The 18,763-nt window shown below is 70.0% G+C and carries 15 protein-coding genes; 6 read left to right on the forward strand and 9 right to left on the reverse strand.

Going from position 1 to position 18,763, the window contains the following annotated elements; translation table 11 throughout:
* Positions 1-86 precede the first annotated feature (86 nt).
* The 4 genes from AC16DP_RS04700 to AC16DP_RS04715 form a co-directional block, all read right to left on the reverse strand.
* Complete coding sequence (locus tag AC16DP_RS04700) at positions 87-2,618, reverse strand: hybrid sensor histidine kinase/response regulator (RefSeq protein ID WP_329725868.1); 2,532 nt, start codon at positions 2,616-2,618, stop codon at positions 87-89.
* Positions 2,619-2,754: 136 nt separating this feature from the next.
* Positions 2,755-5,262, reverse strand: a complete 2,508-nt coding sequence (locus tag AC16DP_RS04705) for a sensor histidine kinase (RefSeq protein WP_329725869.1) — start codon at positions 5,260-5,262, stop codon at positions 2,755-2,757.
* A gap of 112 nt (positions 5,263-5,374) precedes the next feature.
* Positions 5,375-7,081 (reverse strand): sensor histidine kinase, encoded by a 1,707-nt coding sequence (locus AC16DP_RS04710; RefSeq protein WP_329725870.1) that lies wholly within the window; start codon positions 7,079-7,081, stop codon positions 5,375-5,377.
* Positions 7,082-7,172: 91 nt separating this feature from the next.
* Positions 7,173-7,685 (reverse strand): GreA/GreB family elongation factor, encoded by a 513-nt coding sequence (locus AC16DP_RS04715; RefSeq protein WP_329725871.1) that lies wholly within the window; start codon positions 7,683-7,685, stop codon positions 7,173-7,175.
* A gap of 62 nt (positions 7,686-7,747) precedes the next feature.
* Here AC16DP_RS04715 and AC16DP_RS04720 point away from each other — a divergent pair, with 62 nt between their 5' ends.
* Positions 7,748-8,029, forward strand: a complete 282-nt coding sequence (locus AC16DP_RS04720; protein ID WP_329725872.1) for a rhodanese-like domain-containing protein — start codon at positions 7,748-7,750, stop codon at positions 8,027-8,029.
* Between the two features lie 189 nt (positions 8,030-8,218).
* On the opposite strand, the gene AC16DP_RS04725 is transcribed toward AC16DP_RS04720, so the two are convergent.
* The 4 genes from AC16DP_RS04725 to AC16DP_RS04740 all read right to left on the reverse strand — a co-directional run bounded on the left by AC16DP_RS04725 (position 8,219) and on the right by AC16DP_RS04740 (position 11,778).
* The gene (locus tag AC16DP_RS04725; RefSeq protein ID WP_329725873.1) at positions 8,219-9,502 is read right to left on the reverse strand and encodes an MFS transporter; all 1,284 of its coding nucleotides are present in this window, start codon (positions 9,500-9,502) and stop codon (positions 8,219-8,221) included.
* A gap of 99 nt (positions 9,503-9,601) precedes the next feature.
* Positions 9,602-10,159, reverse strand: coding sequence for a hypothetical protein (locus AC16DP_RS04730; protein WP_329725874.1), 558 nt, complete (start codon positions 10,157-10,159; stop codon positions 9,602-9,604).
* A 190-nt stretch (positions 10,160-10,349) separates the two neighbouring features.
* On the reverse strand, positions 10,350-10,931 hold the full coding sequence (locus tag AC16DP_RS04735) for a class I SAM-dependent methyltransferase (RefSeq protein ID WP_329725875.1): 582 nt from the start codon (positions 10,929-10,931) through the stop codon (positions 10,350-10,352).
* A gap of 34 nt (positions 10,932-10,965) precedes the next feature.
* Positions 10,966-11,778: a prolipoprotein diacylglyceryl transferase gene (locus AC16DP_RS04740; protein WP_329725876.1), complete on the reverse strand. Its 813-nt coding sequence runs from the start codon at positions 11,776-11,778 to the stop codon at positions 10,966-10,968.
* Between the two features lie 433 nt (positions 11,779-12,211).
* Between AC16DP_RS04740 and popC the strand changes: the two genes are divergently transcribed.
* On the forward strand, positions 12,212-13,639 hold the full coding sequence (gene popC / locus AC16DP_RS04745; protein WP_329725877.1) for a subtilisin-like protease PopC: 1,428 nt from the start codon (positions 12,212-12,214) through the stop codon (positions 13,637-13,639).
* Between the two features lie 55 nt (positions 13,640-13,694).
* Complete coding sequence (locus AC16DP_RS04750; protein WP_329725878.1) at positions 13,695-14,093, forward strand: hypothetical protein; 399 nt, start codon at positions 13,695-13,697, stop codon at positions 14,091-14,093.
* 483 nt (positions 14,094-14,576) lie between these two features.
* Here the strand turns inward: AC16DP_RS04750 and AC16DP_RS04755 are convergent, their stop codons facing one another.
* Positions 14,577-15,323: an SDR family oxidoreductase gene (locus tag AC16DP_RS04755; protein ID WP_329725879.1), complete on the reverse strand. Its 747-nt coding sequence runs from the start codon at positions 15,321-15,323 to the stop codon at positions 14,577-14,579.
* A 105-nt stretch (positions 15,324-15,428) separates the two neighbouring features.
* On the opposite strand from AC16DP_RS04755, the gene AC16DP_RS04760 reads away from it, so the two are divergent.
* Genes AC16DP_RS04760 through AC16DP_RS04770 form a run of 3 tightly spaced genes read left to right on the forward strand, consistent with a single transcriptional unit; the run spans position 15,429 to position 18,691 of the window.
* Positions 15,429-16,115, forward strand: coding sequence for a TetR/AcrR family transcriptional regulator (locus tag AC16DP_RS04760; protein WP_329725880.1), 687 nt, complete (start codon positions 15,429-15,431; stop codon positions 16,113-16,115).
* On the forward strand, positions 16,112-17,107 hold the full coding sequence (locus AC16DP_RS04765) for a 3-oxoacyl-ACP synthase III family protein (protein ID WP_329725881.1): 996 nt from the start codon (positions 16,112-16,114) through the stop codon (positions 17,105-17,107). Before AC16DP_RS04760 ends, AC16DP_RS04765 begins: the two co-directional genes overlap by 4 nt.
* A gap of 36 nt (positions 17,108-17,143) precedes the next feature.
* A complete protein-coding gene (locus AC16DP_RS04770) occupies positions 17,144-18,691 on the forward strand; it encodes an acyl-CoA synthetase (RefSeq protein ID WP_329725882.1) in 1,548 nt (515 codons plus the stop codon).
* Positions 18,692-18,763 lie beyond the last annotated feature (72 nt).

An 18,763-nucleotide genomic window follows, 5' to 3' on the forward strand; every position in this document is an offset into this window, starting at 1 on the left:
GGGAGGGCGGAGAGCGCAGCCTGTCCCAGGTACGCCGCTTTCCCCATCCGTCACCCGGAGGAGGGTCGGACAACCGGAGGATGCCGTCAGTTCCCCACGGCGGCCGCGTTGTTCATCACCAGCTCGCGCACCACGCGCCGCACGGCCGTCTCGTCGAAGGGCTTCTCCAGCGTGGGGTTGGGCACCCGGGCCAGGAAGTCCCTCGCCCCCTGGGTGAAGGCGCCGCCCGAGACGAAGACGAAGCGCCGCTCCAGCCCCGAGCCGCCCTGCTGGATGGCCTCGTACAGGTCCTTGCCGCCCAGGTCCGGCATCATCACGTCGCACAGCACGGCGTGGAAGCGGTGGTCCGTGGTCAGCTTCTCCAGCGCCTGCCGCCCGCTGGTGGCCAGCTCCACCTCGTGCTCGCGAAGAATCCGCCGCAGGGCGCGTCCCACGGCGGGCTCGTCGTCCACGATGAGCACCCGGCCGCGCTGGGTGATGGGCACCTGGGGCGGGGGCGCCGGCTTCTGCACCCGGGCGCCCTGCTCGGCCGCGGGCAGCACCACCCGCACCGTGGTGCCCCGGCCCGGCTGGCTCTCCACGGAGATTTCACCGCCCAGGCTGGTGATGATGCCGTGGCAGATGGACAGGCCCAGTCCCGTGCCCACGCCCACCGGCTTGGTGGTGAAGAACGGATCGAAGATGCGGCCCATCACCTCGGGAGGGATGCCCGAGCCCGTGTCCTGCACCTCGGCGATCACCCGGCCCTGCTCGCCCTCGCGCGTCACCAGGCGGATTTCATTCTTCTCCGCCGCGCCCTCGGGGATGGCCTGCGCCGCGTTCACCACCAGGTTGAGGAATACCTGGCACAGCCGGCCCTCGTTGCCCTTCACGTGGGGCATCGGCCCGTACTCGCGCTTGAGCCGAGCCCGGTGCTTGATTTCATTGGCGGCCAGCATCACCGCCGAGTCCAGCACCGCGTGCAGATCCACCGCCTCCAGCCGCTCCTCGTCCGGGCGGGAGAAGGCCTTGAGCTGGCGGACGATCTGCCGCACGCGCTCGGCGCCCTCGCGGGCCTCCATGATGACCGAGCGCCACTCGTCCACCTCGGGCCGGGCCGCCAGCCCGCCCGGCATCATGGACGGCATGCGGCGCATCTCGTCCAGGAGGAAGCCCAGGTTGGAGATGACGAAGGCCAGCGGGTTGTTGATTTCGTGCGCGATGCCCGCCGCCAGCGTGCCCATGGAGGCCATGCGGTCCGCCAGCGACAGCTGGGACTGGAGCTTGCGCTGCTCGGTGACGTCTCGCGCGATGGACACCACGGCCGGCTCGCCGTCGAAGAGCAGCGGCAGCGAGGCGAACTCCACCACCCGCACCTTGCCGTCCTGCCGCCGCATGCGCCGCTCGCCCGTCACCAGCGACACCATGCCCTCGGGCGTGGGCGGCTCGTCCACCAGGAACTCCTGCAGCCGCCGGCCCATCAAGTCGTGCGGCCGCTCGAAGCCCAGCGCCGTCACCAGCGCCGAGTTGGCGTAGATGATGTGCTCGTCGCGCTGGATGGCCGCCGGCTCCGGCACGCCCTCCAGCAGCAGGCGGAAGCTGGCCTCGGACAGCTTGAGGGCCTCCTCGAACTGGCGGCGCTCGGTGATGTCCCGGGCGATGCCCTCCACCGCCACGCACAGCCCGGTGGCGTCCAGCACCGGCGTCACCACGTGCTGCAGCCACACCAGCCGCCCGTCGCGCCGGGTGAAGCGCACCACCACGGGCGTGTCCGCCATGCGCTGTGGGTCGGACAGCAGCTGCTCGAGCACCTGCAGGTCCTCCGAGTGCACCTGGCGGTGCCACAGGTCGGGGTCCCGGTAGTGCTCCTCCGGGGAGAAGCCCAGGTTGTTCGTCACCACGCCGCTGATGAAGGCGAAGCTGCGCGTGCCCGCCAGCTGGTAGCGGTACAGCACGTCCGAGGCGTTCTCCGCGATGCGCCGGAAGCGCAGCTCGCGCTCACGCAGGGCGCGCTCGGACTGCCGCTGCTCCATGCACAGGGCGATGGCTCCCGCCGCCGCCCACAGCAGGTCCACCTCCAGCTTGTCCCACGCGCGCTCCTCGGCGCAGTTGTCGAAGCCGATGAAGCCCGCCAGCGTGCCGTGCACCCACAAGGGCAGCGTCAGCACCGAGCGGATCTGCTGCGGCTCCAGGACGGCCCGCTCCTCGGGCGGAAAGTCCTTCACCAGCCCCGACAGCACCTGCCCGCGCGACAGCCGCTCGTACAGGTACGGCATCTGCCGCTCCAGCGGCATGTCCTGCAGCACCGGGTTGTGCAGCTCCGGCGTCACCCCGGGCGCGCACCACTCGGCGCGTTGGCTGAAGAGCTGATTGCCGTCCGGCGAGCGGTGCGCCTCGAAGATATAGGCGCGGCTGGCGCCCGAGGCCTCGCCCAGGGGCGCCACCAGCCGCTCGAAGAGGTTCTCCGAGGCCGTGGCCGCCAGCAGCCGTTGTTGGATCTCCACCACCGCGGTCAGGTAGCGCTCGCGCCGGGCCAGCGCGTCCGTCGTCGCCCGCCGCTCGGCGACGTCGTTGGGCGGGCCGCACGTCCCGAGGGCCGTGCCATCTTCCGCGTGGGTCTGCAGGGGCTTCGGATGCATGAGGATGGGGGTGCTTCGGCTCCACGGGTTCGGGGGGGGCCCGGGGGAACCGCCTCGCTGGAGAATTACGATAGCCTGCCCTACACCCTTCTGCACCATCCTCCAAGAAAACCGTGTCTTCCTGCTTGTTCGTGGATCAGCTGGCTGCGGCGGCCACGCGGGCGATTGGTGCCTCGCGGGGCAGGCGGACGTGGAAGCAGCTGCCGAGCTGGGCGCCAGGGCTCTCCGCCCAGATGGAGCCACCGTGGCGCTGGATGATTTCCCGGCAGATGAAGAGGCCCAGGCCCAGGCCGCCGAAGTGGCGCGCGGTGGCGTTGGAGGCGCGGGCGAAGGGCTGGAAGAGCAGGGCGATGCTCTCGGCGGGGATGCCGATGCCCTGGTCTCGCACCTGGAGCTCCACCGCGTCGGGGGACAGGTGGAAGCTGACGTGCACGGTGCCGCCCTGGGGCGAGTAGCGCACGGCGTTGGCCAGCAGGTTGGTGATGACCTGCTCCAGCCGGGGCCCGTCCCACAGGCCCTCCACCGCCTGGGCGGGGGCCTCCAGCACGAAGCGCAGCCCCTCGTTGCCCCGCATCTCGAAGCGTTCGATCACCTCGCGCACCAGCGGGAGGAGATCCAACGGGGCGCGCTCCAGCTCGAAGCGGCCGGCCTGGATGCGGGAGGTGTCCAGCAGATCATCCACCAGGCGGGTGAGGCGGTCCGTCTGGCGGGCCATGGAGCGCAGGGCCTTGAGGGTGCGCTCGCGCTCGGGGAAGTCGCCGCCCTTCTCCATGCGGCTGAGGGTGAGGGCGGCGAAGCCCTTGAGGGGGGTGAGGGGCGTGCGCAGCTCGTGGCTGGCCACGGAGAGGAACTCCTCGCGCAGCCGCACGGCCTCGCGCAGCTCGCCCTGGGCGGCCTCGGTGCGGGCGGCCATCTCGTTGAAGCCGTGGCACAGCCCGCCCAGCTCGTCGTTCTCCTCCACGGGGACGCGGCGGGACAGCTCGCCCCGGCCGATGGCGGAGGTGGCCTCCACCAGCGTCTCCAGGCGGCGGATGATGTCGCGGGCGACGAACCGGGACAGGGCCAGCATGAGCAGCACGCCCAGCGCGAGGATGGCGATGAAGGCCACGCTGGTGCGGGTGATGGCGCGGTAGGCCACGCCCAGGTCCTGGGCCACGACGACGCTCCACTCGGTGCCGGGCACGGGCGCGTCCGCGGCCAGCAGAATCCGTTGATCCTCCGGGCCGAACGTCTCCACCACGCCCTCCTCGCTGGTGGACAGCTGCTGGCGCAGGACGGCGGGCAGGTGGGTCTCGCTCAGCAGGGGGGCGCCGGGCTGGGTGTCGCGCAGCAGCAGCAGGCCGCGCCGGTCCAACACCTGGACGCGGAAGCGCTGGGCGGCGGGCGTCACCGCGGCGGACAGGCGCTCCAGGGAGAGCAGGCCCACCAGCATGCCGTCCAGCTTGCCCTCCTGCTTGAAGGGCAGGGCGATGGCGACGTGGGGCAGGTCCAGGATGCTGATGTAGGGGCGCGAGATGTAGGGGGCGCCGGTGCTCATCACCCCGGCGTAGTAGTCGCGGTGGGCGAAGCTGCCGAGGTTCTTCGTGCCGTAGGAGGCGGCGAAGCCCTCGCCGTCCTTGTCCACGACGATGGCGGCGTCGAAGGCGCGGGCCTGGGCGGGGAGGTTGCGCAGGTAGAGGGCCACCTGGGCGTTGTCGCGGTGGGCGTAGGCCTTGCGGAAGCCGGGGGACTCGAGCAGCAGTTGCAGGGACTCGCGCGCGTCGTCGAGGTAGCGCACGAGGAAGTCGGCCTCCCCGGCGGCGGCGCGGATGGTGTCGTCGCGCACCTGGCGCTCGATGGCGTTCTGGGCCATCCAGGCCGCGAAGCCGCCCAGGGCGAGCAGGGGCACCACGCCGGCGAAGGCCAGGCCGCGCAGCAGCTTGAAGCCGATGGTGCGGGGAGCGCGGGGGCTCAGGCCGAGCGCCGAGGCGACGCACGCCAGGGTGAGGATGAGGTAGATGCTGGCGCCGGGCCCCGCGCCGAGGCGGCTCTGGGCCCAGGCGAGGACGGAGAAGTCCAGCGCGAGCAGGCCCAGCAGCAGGCGCGGCAGCCGTGGCCAGCGGGGGTGGGCGGGGGAGAGCAGCCCCACGCCGCAGCCCAGGAAGACGAGCCCCATGGGCACGAGCAGCGGCGCCACGGAGGCGTAGAAGACGGGAGGTAAGTGCTGGCCGGCCAGCAGCATGAGCAGGCCGAAGGCGAGCGCGACGAGCGCCACCACGCCGCGGAACACCTCGCGCCGCCGCCACGCGGGGGACGCCTCCAGGGCCAGGCCCGCCAGCAGCAGCGGGTAGAGGATGGCGCCGGTGAGGCCGCCGGTGCGCACGTTGAGCACCCACCAGTACAGCCCGGTGACGGCGCCGAAGCCCACGCGTCCCAGCACGTCCAACCAGCGGGGGACCTGGGCGTAGAGCAGGGTGGCCATGAGCACCACGCTGCTGGCCAGGTAGGCCACGCCCATGGGGCGCACGTACGGGTACAGGGGCCGGAAGGAGGCCGCGTGGAATTCGTACGGCACGTACGTCATCGCCACGCCGAAGATGAGACCGAATACCGCTGCGGGCCAGGTGAGGGGTAACGGTGGCGGGCGAGCGGGCTCGGCTCTCATGCTCCCCCCTTCCAATCAGCTTGCCCGTTCCAAATCCACCGCCCCCGCGTGATTCGTCCATCGCCCGACACCCGGGGCCTGCCCGTGGGTGTGGGGAAGGGTGCTCAGGCGCTCAGTGGGTGGCCTCGAGCGGGAGCAGGACGGTGAAGGTGGCGCCGGCCCCCGGGGTGCTGGTGACGCTCACGGTGCCGCCCAGGGCCTCGACGATCTGCCGGGTGATGTAGAGGCCCAGGCCGAGGCCGCCGTAATGCCGGTCGGACACGGCGCGCTCGAAGCGGCCGAAGAGGCGGGGGAGGCTCTCGGGGGCGATGCCGATGCCCTCGTCGCGCACCTCGAGGCGGGCGCACGAGGCGTCGGAGGAGACGCGCAGGCGCACGGGCTTGCCGGCGCCGTACTTGAGGGCGTTGGAGAGGAGGTTGGTGACGACCTGCTCCAGGCGGAGCCGGTCCCAGGAGCCGGTGGCGGGGCCGGAGAGCTCCAGGAGGATGGGGCTGTGGGCCTGGGAGGCGGGCAGCTCGAAGCGGGCGGCCACGTCCTGGACGAGCGCGGCCAGGTCCACCGGCTCCAGGTCCAGGCGCAGGCGGCCGGCGTGGATGCGGGTGACGTCCAGCAGCTCGTTGACGAGCGCGTTGAGGCGGCCGGCGTTGCGGTCGATGTTCTCCAGCTTGGCCAGGAGGGAGGGGGGAGTCTGGCCGGCCTCGGCGCGGCGGGCGCCGCGCAGCAGGGACTGGACGTTGAGCTTGAGGGAGGTGGTGGGGGTGCGCAGCTCGTGGGCGGCGACGGTGAAGAACTCATCGCGCTGGGCCACGGCCTGGCGGGCCTCGCGGAAGAGCAGGACGTTGTCCACGGAGAGGGCCACGCGGTCGGCGAGGTCCTCGGCGAAGCGCAGGTCCTCCCGGCCGAAGGAGCGGGGGGAGAAGGTGAAGAGGACGAGCGCGCCGAGGATGCGGCCGCGCGCGCGCAGGGGCACGGCCACCAGGGAGCGGGGCCCGAGCGCCTGCATGAGGCGCAGGTGCTCGGGGTCTCGGGTGAGGGACTGGAGGAGGGCGGGGGTCAGCTCGGTGAGGAGCTGGGGGACGTCCTGGGGGAGCAGCAGGCCCACGAGGCCGGGCTGGCCGGGGACGACGCTGGAGGCCTCGCCGCTGGAGTCCTCGCCGCCGGAGTCCTCGGACGAGCGCCGCAGGACCTCGAGGAGCAGGGCCTCCTGGACGGGCTCGGTGGCGACGGTCTCCCGCAGGAGGGGCTGGCCGCGGCTGTCCATGACCTGGAGGACGCAGGCGTCGGCGAAGGAGGGGACGCAGCGGCGGGCCAGCTCGTTCATGGCGCTCTCCACGTCGAGCGAGGCGGTGAGCAGGTGGCTGGCCTCGGCGAGGAAGGTGGACTCGCGCTCCTCGCGCTTGCGGCGGGTGATGTCGTTGAACCAGACGGAGAGCCCATCGCCGCGCTTGAGGGCGACGAGGCGGAACCAGCGCTCGCGGTTCTCCAGGGGGAAGTAGACCTCGTCCACGTAGGGCTGGCCGGTCTCCACCACGAGGGCGAAGCGGGAGTGGATGCCGCGGCTGCGCGCGTCGGGGAGCAGCTCGACGATGCCGCGGCCGAGCACGAAGGCGAGGCTCATGCCCATCAGGGTCTCGGCGGCGGGGTTGGCGTACAGCCAGCGGAAGTCCACCAGGGTGCCGGAGTCGTCGCGCACGGCGGACACGGCCATGTAGCCATCGGGGTGGTCGGCGGCGAAGGACCAGTCGTCCCCGGAGGTGGGAGAAGGCGCCTCGGCAGGCTCCGGCCGGATGCTCTTCGCGGCTCCACGGGATTGGGACATGGCGCGCGACCTCCTCTCGGGCAGGGCCCCCCGGCGACTGCTCACCCTGGAAGCGTGAGAGGAGTCGGGGTCGCGGAGCAAGCCGGGGAGGTCAGGCGACCTCGAGGACCGTCCACTCGCGTACCTCCCCGGCGAGGGTGACCTCGATGGTGTCACCCGCCCGACGTCCGAGGAGGGCGCGGCCGACGGGGGAGGCGGGGGTGATGACGGAGAGGAAACCATCGCCGCCGGGGCCGGTGAGCTCGGTGCCGGCGCCGACGGGGAGGAGGAAGAAGGTGCGCTCGGAGAAGCCCTCCTCGTCCTCGGTGGACACGTCGATGAGGGCGCCGAGGCCGACGGGGCTCTTGCGGGAGAAGCGGGGGAGGCCCTCCTGCTGGAAGTCGGAGAGGGCCTTGATCTCCTCCTGGACGCGGCGGGCGCGTTGGGCCTGGCCGGTGGCGAGGCTGCCGTACTCGATGACGGCGCGGCCGTCTTCCTTCTTCTCGGACTCGGTGGCGAGGGTGCGGGCGGCCTCACGGGCCTCGAGCTCGGCGCGGTGGGCGAGGCGGTCGCTCTGGCGGAGCCTTTCGGCGAGCTGATCGAGCAGGGCGTGTTTGTCCAACATGGTGCGACGGGACTGTAGCGCCGTGGTGGGAGGGCTCCAGTTTCCGGCTACAGTCCGGGGGCATGACGCCGAAAGAACTGTCGGAGAAGGCCCGGGAGCTGGTGGGGGAGGGGTGGGTGTTGCTGGACGTGAGGACGCCGGAGGAGTTCCGGATGGGGCATCCGGAGCCGGCGAGGAACATCCCGGTGCAGGAGTTGCCGCAGCGGGTGGGGGAGGTGGGCCCGCCGGGGACGAAGGTGGTGGTGTACTGCCAGGCGGGAGGGCGCAGCGCGATGGCGACGCAGATCCTCCGGGCGCACGGCATCACGGACATCTTCGATTTGAAGTCCGTGAACTACTGGTAGCAATAGCAACTGAGTGGCGCGGAGGAGCAACAGCAGCTGAGTGGCACGGAGGCCCCTCCCTCTCCCTCCGGGAGAGGGTCGGGGTGAGGGTATCCGGACCCCGGGTCGAGCCTGTGAGAGCGCCTCGTGGACCCCAAGGCCCCGTGCTCCACCGCGAGCAGGGGCCGTGGCGCCGAGCACCCCCCGTGCTCAGGACAGCGCGGGCTCGGTGGACGGCTTGGGCGGAGCGGCGGCGGACTGTTCGCGGATGCCGGCGAGCACGAGCAGGGCGGCGACGACGAGCGCACCGAGCATGAAGTGGAAGCCGGTGGCGTAGTCATTGCCGTTCCACTCGATGACCTTGCCGATGAGGATGTTGGTGAGGAAGCCGCCGATCTGCCCGCCGGTGTTGATGAAGCCGGAGCCCGAGCCCATGAGCTTGGGGGGGACGAGAATCATGGGGAGGGTCCAGATGGCGCCGGCGGCCATGAAGAGCAGGAAGCCGGCGATGCACTGGGCGATCATGTACGGGACGGGATCGTTGATCTGCGTGAAGAGGTAGAGGCAGATGCCGCCGAGCGCCTGGCAGCCGAACACGAGGTACTTGCGGCGGCCGCGGAACCAGCGATCGGACACGTAGCCGGCGAGCGTGCAGCCGATGCCGCCGAAGAGGAACGGCAGGGCGCCGAGCAGGCCGGTCTTGGTGAGCGAGAGCTTCTTCACCTCGAGCAGGTACGTGGGCAGCCAGTTGAGCCAGCCGTACATGGTGAGGTTGTAGATGAGGGCGACGAAGAAGAGGACCCAGATGGCGGGGGAGCTGAGCAGCTGGCCGAAGCTGGCCTTCTCGAGCGTCTGCTCGGCGTTGGCGGCCTGGGAGCGGCTGTCGCGCTCGAACTCCTCGAGCTCCTCGCGGGAGACCTTCGGGTTGTCCTGGATGGAATTGGTGATGTAGAGCCAGGCGGCCAGCAGGCAGAGCACGCCGGCGCCTCCGAGGGCGAAGAAGCTGCCGCGCCAGCCGAGCTTGGGGAGGAACCAGGCCAGCAGCAGGGAGGAGATGGCGGGGCCGAACGCCACGGACGAGAGGATGATGGCGTTGGCGGTGCCGCGGTTCTTCTTGGTGTACCAGTTGCCGATGACCTTCCAGACGGCGGCGGGGAAGATGCCCTCACCGATGCCGAAGAGGAAGCGCACGGCGAGCATGCTGGCGAGGCCCCCGACGACGCCGGTGAGGGCGGTGAAGACGGACCACCAGGCGAGCGCGAAGAGGATGACCTTCCGGGGCCCGATGCGGTCGGCGAGCATGCCGCCGGGAATCTGGAAGAGGGCGTAGCCGAGGAAGAAGGCGCTGAGGATCCACCCGATGCGCTCCGGCCCGACGTCGAGCTCCGTGCGGATGAACGGGATGGTCATGTTGATGGCCATCCGGTCCAGCCAGGCCACGAGGTAGCACAGGAGCACCGCGAGGCCGACCTTGTAGCTGGTCTTGAAAGTCATGGCGCGGGAGCATATCCGCCCGGTTCACTGACAGGTAGGCGCTCCGAGGAGATGACGCGGCGTGCTGGGGGCTGGGACCGCGGGTGGAGGCGCCGGGGTTCAGAACTCGTAGCCGAGGGCGAGCGCCACATCCGGGAGGAAGTTGGGGGAGGGGATGGGCCCGAGGGCCCCGAATCCGAGCTCGTGGTCCACGACACCGGCATGGGGACCGTCCTGGTGGTCCGCGTGCTGCGCGTAGCTGAAGGACTGGCCGATGCCGAGCTCGAGGAACGTCTCGCGCCAGCGGAAGCGCCAGCCGACGGTGGCCGAGAGCGAGGCCAGCGAGACGAGCCCGCTGCCGTAGGAGCCGAAGTAGCTCAAGTGGAGGGAGCCGACGAGGCCCGCTCCGGGGCGTGAGAAGGCCTTGATGCCGAGGACTCCCGAGGGCCCGCGGAGCAGGGGCAGGCCGGTGCCGGCGAAGACGGCCCAGTGGGAGGAGCGGGCTTCCAGGTGGACGCCGAGCAGGGCGTACGCATGGCCCGCGCCGGTGGCGAGCGCGAGCTTCACGGGCTCCGGGTGCTCGGGCTGGAGCACCGTGTCCCCCTCACTGGCGCGAGGGGTGAAGGGGACGAGCAGGACAAAGGCAGACAGGAGCACGGAGAGGGAGCGCGTCTTCATGGCCCCTGGGCGATAGCAAGAACCGGGCGCACGGCGTTCCTGCTCTGACACCGCTGATGCGAAGGTTTCACGGAGCGGGAGCGGGATGCCAGAAATCCGAGGACCCGTGCATCCCGTGTCAGGCCAGGGGCCCACGCGTCGGGCCACTACTCCGCGCGAAGTAAGTGCAGGAACCGCTGCACACCGAATCTCAAGCGGGAACGGCGACGAGCTCCTCGACGAGCTGACGAAGCCGCTGGGCGCGGTGGGTGATGCGGAAGCCGGAGGACTGGACGAGGGAGACGGTGTCGCGGTTGAGCTGACAGCCCATGGCGAGGTGGCTCCAGGCGGGGGTGAGGCGGTCCTGGAGACGGGCGACGGTGGGGTGTGGGGAGCGGACGTGCTCGAGGAGGCGGAGCTGTCCGCCGGGGCGGAGGACGCGGCGGATCTCCGAGAGACCGCGAGCGGGGTCCGCGACGGTGCAGAAGACGAGGCAGGCGACGACGGCATCGAAGGAGCCATCGGGGAAGGGGAGCTGCTGCACATCGGCCTGCAGGAGGGAGACGCCGGGGCGGCGGAGGCGAGCGCGGGTGAGGAGCTCGGGGTCGATGTCGATGGCGACGACGGAGGAGACGCCGGGCGGATAGGTGGGCAGTTGGAGTCCCGTGCCGGTGCCGACCTCGAGGACGGAGCCGGAGAGGCCGTCGACGAGCCGTTGCCGGGCGCGGTCGAGGCCGAACCACCCGGCGGGAACCATGACCGCGTCGTAGATCAACGCCCTGGCATTGCACATGGAGCCCCCTCCATCACCCCGAGACCCGTGGAACCTACCGTGCCTGGGCCTGAACCCCGGCGTCCGTGCCGACAGCCGAAGACTCCTTGCGTTCAGGAGCCCGCCACTTCGCCAGGCCATAAACGCCAAAAGCGATGAGGGCGAAGCACCCGAACTGAGCGGGCGTCAGGCCGAGGTACCGGGCATCGACATAGGAGAGGTCGGTGGCGCGGAGGGAGTCGAAGAAGAACCGGCCGCACGCGTACAGAATCGCGAGCAGCGGCAGCAACCTGCCGCGCAGGGCCCCGGCGTTGCGCAGCAGCAGCAACAGTCCGGAGATGGCGAAGAGGAAGACGGCGTCATACATGCCCAGGTCGTGGCGGGGCCCGAGGGGCTGGGGGAAGTTGACGGCGAGGAAGAAGTCGGTGCGGACGCCGGGGTGGTCATGGACGGCGAAGCAGCCGAGGCGGGCGATGGCCCAGCCGGGGGCGACGGAGAGGGCGAAGGCGTCGGCGTAGTCGCGGAAGCGCAGCTTGCGGACCTTGAAGAAGACGACGGCGGCGAGGATGCCGCCAATGAGCCCGCCGAAGGAGGACAGCCCGTCCCACACCTTCAGAATCTGGAAGGGGCTCTTGGAGAGCTCCTCGGGGTGGTAGGCGAAGAGGTGGAAGAGGTGCCCGACGACGACACCCACACCGACGCCCCAGGGGGCGTAGTCGGCCAGGGGGTTGGAGTCGAGGCCCTCGCGCTCGGCGTGGCGGGCCAGCATGCGGGCGGCGAAGAGGACGCCGAGTGCCACGAAGATGCCGAAGGGCTCGAGGGTGAAGGGACCGAGCGGGATGGAAGGCGGTTTGATGTAGGGAATCAAGAGTCTCTCCGGCGGGCGGGCGGGGCACAGCCATAGTCCGCCCTGCCACCAGGTGGCGAACAAATGTGGGGGGGGGGGTGCTTCCCCCCGGTTCACCCCAGGGGCAGGCGGGCGAACGCAATCTCCCCAGCGGACATTCCGTGCGGCCGCTATTTTCCGGCCTGTCGCGGCTCGTATTAGGCTTCCCCGAAGTGAATGGTTTCCGGTTTCGTACGTTGTGTCAGTCAACCACTGGAACACACGGGGGGCCGATGGCGTCCAGAGCGGGGATGCTCGCGCTTCATGTCAGGGGGGGCCGCTCTAGTCACACTGTGAGCCGACGGTGTGACGCAGGACGGTGTCGCACCCCGGCGCCGCGGGGGCGCGGCCGGAGTCAGGGCGTGGCCGCCGGGCAGTCCGAGCAGTCGGTATCGAGTAAAGGAGCGAACCCATCATGAAGTCCTACCTCCTGGTTCCGAAGGAGTCGATCGAGACCCGCGCCCATCCCGGCGTGCGGGGCACGGAGCAGGGAGAGCGCGTGCTGCAGCGCACCACCGCCCTTCAGTTCATGATCAGCGGGCGGGCGCCGGACATGCTGCGCAGCCTCGGGTTGCGCTCCGCCACGCTGCCCGGGCGGCTGCCCGAGGTGAGCACGCCTCCCACCGCGCCGAAGAAGAAGACGGCGAAGCCGGCCAGGGGCCGCGGCCGCAAGAACGAAGTGCAGGTGTCGGTGAACAACGATGGCCCGGTGATGGAGCCGGCCACGGCCTCGGAGGTGGGCACCTACCGCCACATGCCGCTCATCGGCGCCACCATGGCGCACTTCACCTCGGAGCAGGCCGAGCGCGTGGCCAAGGAGGAGCTGGGGCGCGACTTCGAGTTCATCCCGGACACGGTGCAGCTCACCTTCCCGGGCCCGGTGTCCGCGGGGCAGCTCGGCCCGCGCAACCAGGGCCTGTCCTCGCTCGTCAACCGCGAGTGGCCCGAGGAGTGCGGCATCAACTCCGCCCATGCCCAGGGAATCAAGGGCGCGGGTGTGATGCTGGGCATCCTCGACACCGGCGTGGACGCGGACCACCCCGAGCACCAGAACCGCATCATCCAGTTCCGCTACGTCTCGCTCTTCCCCAACTCGCCGCACAACCCGGCGCGGGACGTGCGCGGCTTCGACCCGGATGGGCACGGCACGCACGTGGCCGGCATCGCCTCCGGCCAGTACCACGGCGTGGCGCCCGAGGTGGACCTCTACGTCGCCTCGGTCATCGAGTCCGAAAGCATACGCACGAGCCTGGGCCGTGTAGCCGCCGGCATGGAATGGCTGCTACACCAGTTCTCACGTCCCGAGAACGCCACCCGTCCCGCGGTGGTGAACATGTCCCTGGGGTTCCCCGTGCAGCCGCCTCAAGGTGTCAGTGACATGGAGTACCGGCTCAACATCCGCGCGCTGCAGACGCTGCTGCGCCGGTTGGTGGACTCCAACGTCCTGCCCATCGTGGCGGCCGGCAATGGAGGCGCTGGGACGGCTGGTTACCCGGCGGCCTTCCCGGAGGCCCTGGCCGTGGGGGCGGTCGACTTCTCGCGGCGGGTGGCCAGCTTTTCGGCCAGCGGCGTGGTGAATCAGCGATCTGTTCCCGACGTGATGGGTTATGGCGTGAACGTCTACTCGAGCACAGAACGAAGGTGTAACAACCAGGCGTTCTATGAACGAATGAGCGGAACGAGCATGGCCGCCCCTTACGTCGCGGGACTCGCCGCGCTATATCGCTGCCGTTCCCCGGACTTGACGGCACTTGAAGTCAGGGATTTGATTCTGGACAATGTGCTGAAGCTGCCCAAGACGCCTTCCGGGCGCGCGGGCAGGGGTCTGGCGGTCTACAAGTGATGGCGGCTACCAGGGCCGGCGGCAGGTGAGCGCCGGGCCTGCGGGAGGAAGCAGGATGAGCAGGAAGACAGCCACATCGCCGCGCCGGGCCTCCGGCCGCTTCCCGAAGATCTCCGCGGTCACTCCGCTGCCCGGCTCTCGCGTGGAGAGCGCGCAGGGGTGGATCGAGGCCATGGTCATGCCCCGGGAGCAGCCCGGAGCGACCTGGCAGCCGTCCATCGCCCGCGACCGTTCGCACGCGCACAAGAGCGCGTGTGAGCAGAGCAAGTGCTTCCGCGACGCCGTGCTGAACTACCTGCAGGCGCACCACCTCATGGGCGCCGTGCGGTGGATCAGCGAGCCGGGCTCCACGGAGATGGTGACGCTCTACTGCACGCCCCGCGTGTTGGAGCAGCTCCAGCGCTCGCGCGAATTCGATGCCGGCCGTGCCGCTGGCCTCGAGATGTACACCTGAGCCATCCCCTCAGTTGTGACACCTGAGCGGGGCTCGAGGTTCCCCTCGGCGTCGGGACTCCCGGACTGCGTGCGGTTCGCTCGGCTCCCTCGACTCGCGGGGCTCGCTGCCCTGGGTGGGCGTGTCCCGCCTGCCGTGCTCGACCTTCCGAGCGTCCCGTCTATTCCCGACTGGAAATGATTTACTCACTTGACTTGCAAGCGGCAACCCCCTGAACGCTTGTTGCGGTTGCATCTGGGCGAAGAAGTCCCACCTTGCACCCTTTTTTCCCGGCCTCGGTTTTCAAGGGGCCCCCCCGGGCGCTCCCTCTCCCTCTGGGAGAGGGTGGGGGTGAGGGTCTTCCCGAGCCCTCACCGCCTCCTTTCCTTCTGAAACGCACGGGCCGGGCGGATGGGTCTGACCCGTTCCGCGCCGGCCCGTTGGATGGTGAGCGCAGCCGCGAGGCCCACGTTCACCGGCCTACATGCTGGCCTACATGCTGGCCTACATGGTGAGGCCGCCGTCCACGTCGATGGTGCGGCCGTTGAAGTAGTCGCACTCGAGGACGAACTTCACCGCCAGCCACAGGTCCTCGGGCAGGCCGATGCGGCCCACGGGGATGTTGGCCACCAGGGCGTCACGGGCCTTCTGGTTCATGCCCTGCGTCATGGGCGTCTCCACCATGCCGGGGGCCACGGCGCCCACGCGGATGCCGAAGGGAGCGAACTCGCGCGCCCAGGTGAAGGTGTTGGCGGCCAGGGCGGCCTTGGCGGACACGTAGTTGCTCTGCCCGCGGTTGCCGTGCCGGGCAATGGAGCTCATGTTGACGATGACGCCGGGCTTCTGGTCCGTCTGCACCATCTTCGCCACCACCTCGCGCACCATGAAGGTGGCGCCGGTGAGGTTGACGCCGATGACGGCGTTCCAGTCCGCGGTGGACAGCTTCTTCACCTCTCCGGTGGTCCGGTCCTTCTTCACCAGCAGTGAGTCGCGGAGGATGCCGGCGTTGTTGATGAGGCCATTGAGGCCGCCCATGGACTCGTGGGCCCACTGCACGAAGGCGATGCAGTCCTCCTCCTTGGAGACGTCCAGGCGGCGGCGGTGGATGCCCGCGGGCAGCGCGGCGAGCTTCTCGTCGTTCACATCGCCCACGGCCACCTGGGCGCCGGCCTCGTGGAGCCGCGTGGCGAAGTGAGCGCCCATGCCCTGGGCGCCGCCGGTGACGATGACCTTCAAGTCCTTGAGCTGCATGCGTTCCCTCTCGTGGCTGACGCAATGCGTTGCATGTTCATGCGTCAGGGATGTGATGACGGTTTTTGACAATACCGCGCGGGGGGTGTTACGCAAGGTTGAAAGATGAATCGGTCTTCAACTTCGCCAGCCGAGCGCATCGTTCCAGCGACCCCACGCGGCCAGCGCACGCGCCAGCGGCTGCTGCTGGCGGCGGAGACCGTCTTCGGGGAGAAGGGCTACGAGCACGCCTCCATCGCGGATATTACCCGGGAGGCGGAAGTGGCGCTGGGAACTTTCTACGTCTATTTCCCGGACAAGCAGTCCATCTTCGTCGAGGTGGTGGACGAGCTGGGGGCGCGGCTGCGCCGGCTCATCGCCGAGGCGGTGGCGGAGTGCGAGGACCGGATTGAAGTGGAGCGCGAGGGCCTGCGCACCTTCTTCCAGTTCGTGGGCCGCCACCACAACCTGTACCGCATCGTCCGGCAGGCGGAGTTCGTGGATGAGGCGTGCTACCGGCGCTACTACGACCGCTTCGCCGAGGGCTACGTGTCGGGCCTGGAGCGGGCCATGACCCAGGGCGAGGTGCGGCGCATGGACTCGGAGGCGCTGGCCTACTGCCTGATGGGCATTGGCGACTTCCTGGGCATGCGTTGGGTGCTCTGGGACAAGAAGGGCGGCCTGGAGCACGTGTTGGACACCGCGATGGAGTTCATCCGCCACGGCATGGACGCACGTCCTGTTGGAGGCGCCACCGGCAGCAAGAAGGGGCCGCGCAAGGCGCGCGCGCCGCGGAGCAAGACGAACCGATGAGATACGCGAACATCCTGTCCACTGGCCGCTACGTTCCCGAGAAGGTCCTCACCAACGCCGACGTGGAGCGCATCATCGGCGAGCCCGTGGACGCGTGGCTCCAGCAGAACGTGGGCATCAAGCAGCGCCACCTGATGGCGGACAACCAGGTGACGAGCGACCTGTGCGTGGAGGCCGCGAAGCAGGCCATGGAGCGCGCGGGGGTGAAGCCGGGGGAGCTGGACCTCATCATCATCTCCACGGACACGCCGGACTACCTGAGCCCGGCCACGGCCTCGGCGGTGCAGGCGAAGCTGGGCGCGAGCAACGCGGGCACGTTCGACATCAACGCCGCGTGCGCGGGCTGGGTGACGGCGCTGGACGTGGCGAGCAAGACGATCGCCGCGGACGACAGCTACCAGCGCATCCTGGTGGTGGGCGCGTACGGGATGAGCCGGTACATCAACTGGAAGGACAAGAAGACCTGCACGCTCTTCGCGGACGGCGCGGGCGCGGTGGTGCTGGGTGCCAGCGACAAGCCCGGCTTCATGGGCGCGAAGCTGCTGGCGGCCGGCGAGTACCATGACGCGCTGGGCGTCTACACGGGCGGCACGTACCGGCCGGCCACGGCGCAGACGCTGGAGCTCACCAACGGCAAGCCCTCGGTGCAGTTCGTGCGCAAGTTCCCCGCCACCTTCAACACCGAGCGCTGGCCCATGCTGCTCAAGCAGCTGCTGGAGCGGGCGAAGCTGACGATGAACGACGTGGACCACTTCGTCTTCACCCAGCTGAACCTGCGCACCATCGAGGCCACGATGAAGGTGCTGGAGCAGCCCATGTCCAAGACGAACTGGACCATGGACAAGTGGGGCTACACGGGCTCGGCGTGCATCCCCATGACGCTGGATGACGCGGTGGTGCAGGGCCGCATCAAGAAGGGCGGCCTGGTGGCGCTGTGCGCCAGCGGCGGCGGCCTCGCGATGGCCTCGGCGCTCTACCGCTGGACGGCCTGAGCGCGGCACCGGCGACACCCAGGGAGGGGAGGATGCATGTTCATCGGCGATTGGATGGGCCGGGGGGCCACGTACTGGCCCGAGCACACCGCGGTGGTGGACGAGGCCAAGGGCGAGGCCGGCCGCTTCACCTACCGGGCGATGAACGCGCGCGCCGAGGCGCTCGCGGGCTGGCTGCGCGACGTGGCCGGCGTGGCTCCGGGAGACCGGGTGGGCCTGGTGGCCCACAACGGCGTGGAGTACCTGGATGTCTTCTTCGCCTGCGGCAAGCTGGGCGCCATCTTCGTCCCCTACAACTGGCGCCTGCACGCGCAGGAATTGACGGAGCTGGTGCGCGACACCGGCCCGCGCGTGCTCCTCTTCGGCGATGACTTCCGCGACGGCGTGGCCACCGTGCGCCAGCAGGTGGGCAGCGGGCTGCAGCTCGTCCACCTGGAGGGGAAGGGGGTGCCCGGAAGCATCCCGTACGCCCAGACGCTCGCGCACGTGCCCGCCTCGAGGGTGACGAACCCGCGGGTGCACGAGGAGGACATCCTCTGCCTGCTCTTCACCGGCGGCACCACGGGCAAGAGCAAGGGCGCGCGCATCAGCTACCGGATGGTGGCGTGGAACACGCTCAACACGCTCATCCACGAACTGCTGCCCGGGGACGTCACGGTGACGCACACGCCCATGTTCCACACGGGCGGACTGCTCGTTTACACGGTGCCCATCCTCTCCAGCGGTGGCACGGTGGTGCTCATGCGCCGCTGGGACGCCGAGGAGATGCTGCGGCTGGTGGAGCGCGAGAAGGTGACGCTCTTCTTCGCGGTGCCCACGCAATACCAGCAGATGTATGACTCGCCGCGCTTCCGCTCGGCGGACCTCTCCAGCGTGCGCTTCGTGACGAGCGGTGGCGCGCCGCTGCCGGTGCCCCTGCTGCAGGCGTGGCAGGCGGTGCACCGGGTGCCCTTCAAGCAGGGCTTCGGCATGACGGAGTTCGGCCCGGGCCTCTTCAGCATGGGCCCCGAGTTCGCCGTGTCCAAGGCGGGCTCCATCGGCCGGCCCAACTACTTCATCGACGCGCGCCTGGTGGACGATGACGGCCGCGACGTGCCCGAGGGCGCCACGGGCGAGCTCATCCTCAAGGGCCCCTCCATGTGCTCGGGCTACTTCGAGAACACGGAGGCCACGGCCGAGGCCATCGACAAGGACGGCTGGCTGCACACGGGCGACCTGGCGCACCGCGACGCGGACGGCTTCTACTTCATCAACGGGCGCAAGAAGGACATGTTCATCTCCGGCGGGGAGAACGTGTACCCGTTGGAGCTGGAGACGGTCCTCTACGAGCACCCCGCCGTGCAGTCCTGCGCGGTGGTGGGCGTGCCCGACCCGAAATGGGGCGAGGTGGGCCGGGCCTTCGTGGTGCTCAAGCCGGGAGCGCAGGCCACGGCCGAGGCGCTGCTGGAGCACCTGCGGGGCCGGGTGGCGCGCTACAAGGTGCCCAAGCAGGTGGAGTTGGTGGCGTCCCTGCCGGTGTCCGCGGCGGGAAAGATTCTCAAGCGCGAGTTGCGTGAGCGCGCCATCGCGGCCGGAGTAAGCTGAGCGCCTCCCCCCTCTCCCTCTGGGAGAGGGCTGGGGTGAGGGTATTCCCCGCTGTGTCTGCCGCGGGGCAAT

The sequence above is a fragment of the Archangium sp. genome (assembly GCF_057119385.1).

What these genes read in the sequence shown, in the direction of transcription:
- AC16DP_RS04700 (WP_329725868.1), bottom strand. Translation starts at nt 2,618, where the DNA reads ATGCATCCGAAGCCCCTGCAGACCCACGCGGAAGATGGCACGGCCCTC.
- AC16DP_RS04705 (WP_329725869.1), bottom strand. Translation starts at nt 5,262, where the DNA reads ATGAGAGCCGAGCCCGCTCGCCCGCCACCGTTACCCCTCACCTGGCCC.
- AC16DP_RS04710 (WP_329725870.1), bottom strand. Translation starts at nt 7,081, where the DNA reads ATGTCCCAATCCCGTGGAGCCGCGAAGAGCATCCGGCCGGAGCCTGCC.
- AC16DP_RS04715 (WP_329725871.1), bottom strand. Translation starts at nt 7,685, where the DNA reads ATGTTGGACAAACACGCCCTGCTCGATCAGCTCGCCGAAAGGCTCCGC.
- AC16DP_RS04720 (WP_329725872.1), top strand. Translation starts at nt 7,748, where the DNA reads ATGACGCCGAAAGAACTGTCGGAGAAGGCCCGGGAGCTGGTGGGGGAG.
- AC16DP_RS04725 (WP_329725873.1), bottom strand. Translation starts at nt 9,502, where the DNA reads ATGACTTTCAAGACCAGCTACAAGGTCGGCCTCGCGGTGCTCCTGTGC.
- AC16DP_RS04730 (WP_329725874.1), bottom strand. Translation starts at nt 10,159, where the DNA reads ATGAAGACGCGCTCCCTCTCCGTGCTCCTGTCTGCCTTTGTCCTGCTC.
- AC16DP_RS04735 (WP_329725875.1), bottom strand. Translation starts at nt 10,931, where the DNA reads ATGTGCAATGCCAGGGCGTTGATCTACGACGCGGTCATGGTTCCCGCC.
- popC (WP_329725877.1), top strand. Translation starts at nt 12,212, where the DNA reads ATGAAGTCCTACCTCCTGGTTCCGAAGGAGTCGATCGAGACCCGCGCC.
- AC16DP_RS04750 (WP_329725878.1), top strand. Translation starts at nt 13,695, where the DNA reads ATGAGCAGGAAGACAGCCACATCGCCGCGCCGGGCCTCCGGCCGCTTC.
- AC16DP_RS04755 (WP_329725879.1), bottom strand. Translation starts at nt 15,323, where the DNA reads ATGCAGCTCAAGGACTTGAAGGTCATCGTCACCGGCGGCGCCCAGGGC.
- AC16DP_RS04760 (WP_329725880.1), top strand. Translation starts at nt 15,429, where the DNA reads ATGAATCGGTCTTCAACTTCGCCAGCCGAGCGCATCGTTCCAGCGACC.
- AC16DP_RS04765 (WP_329725881.1), top strand. Translation starts at nt 16,112, where the DNA reads ATGAGATACGCGAACATCCTGTCCACTGGCCGCTACGTTCCCGAGAAG.
- AC16DP_RS04770 (WP_329725882.1), top strand. Translation starts at nt 17,144, where the DNA reads ATGTTCATCGGCGATTGGATGGGCCGGGGGGCCACGTACTGGCCCGAG.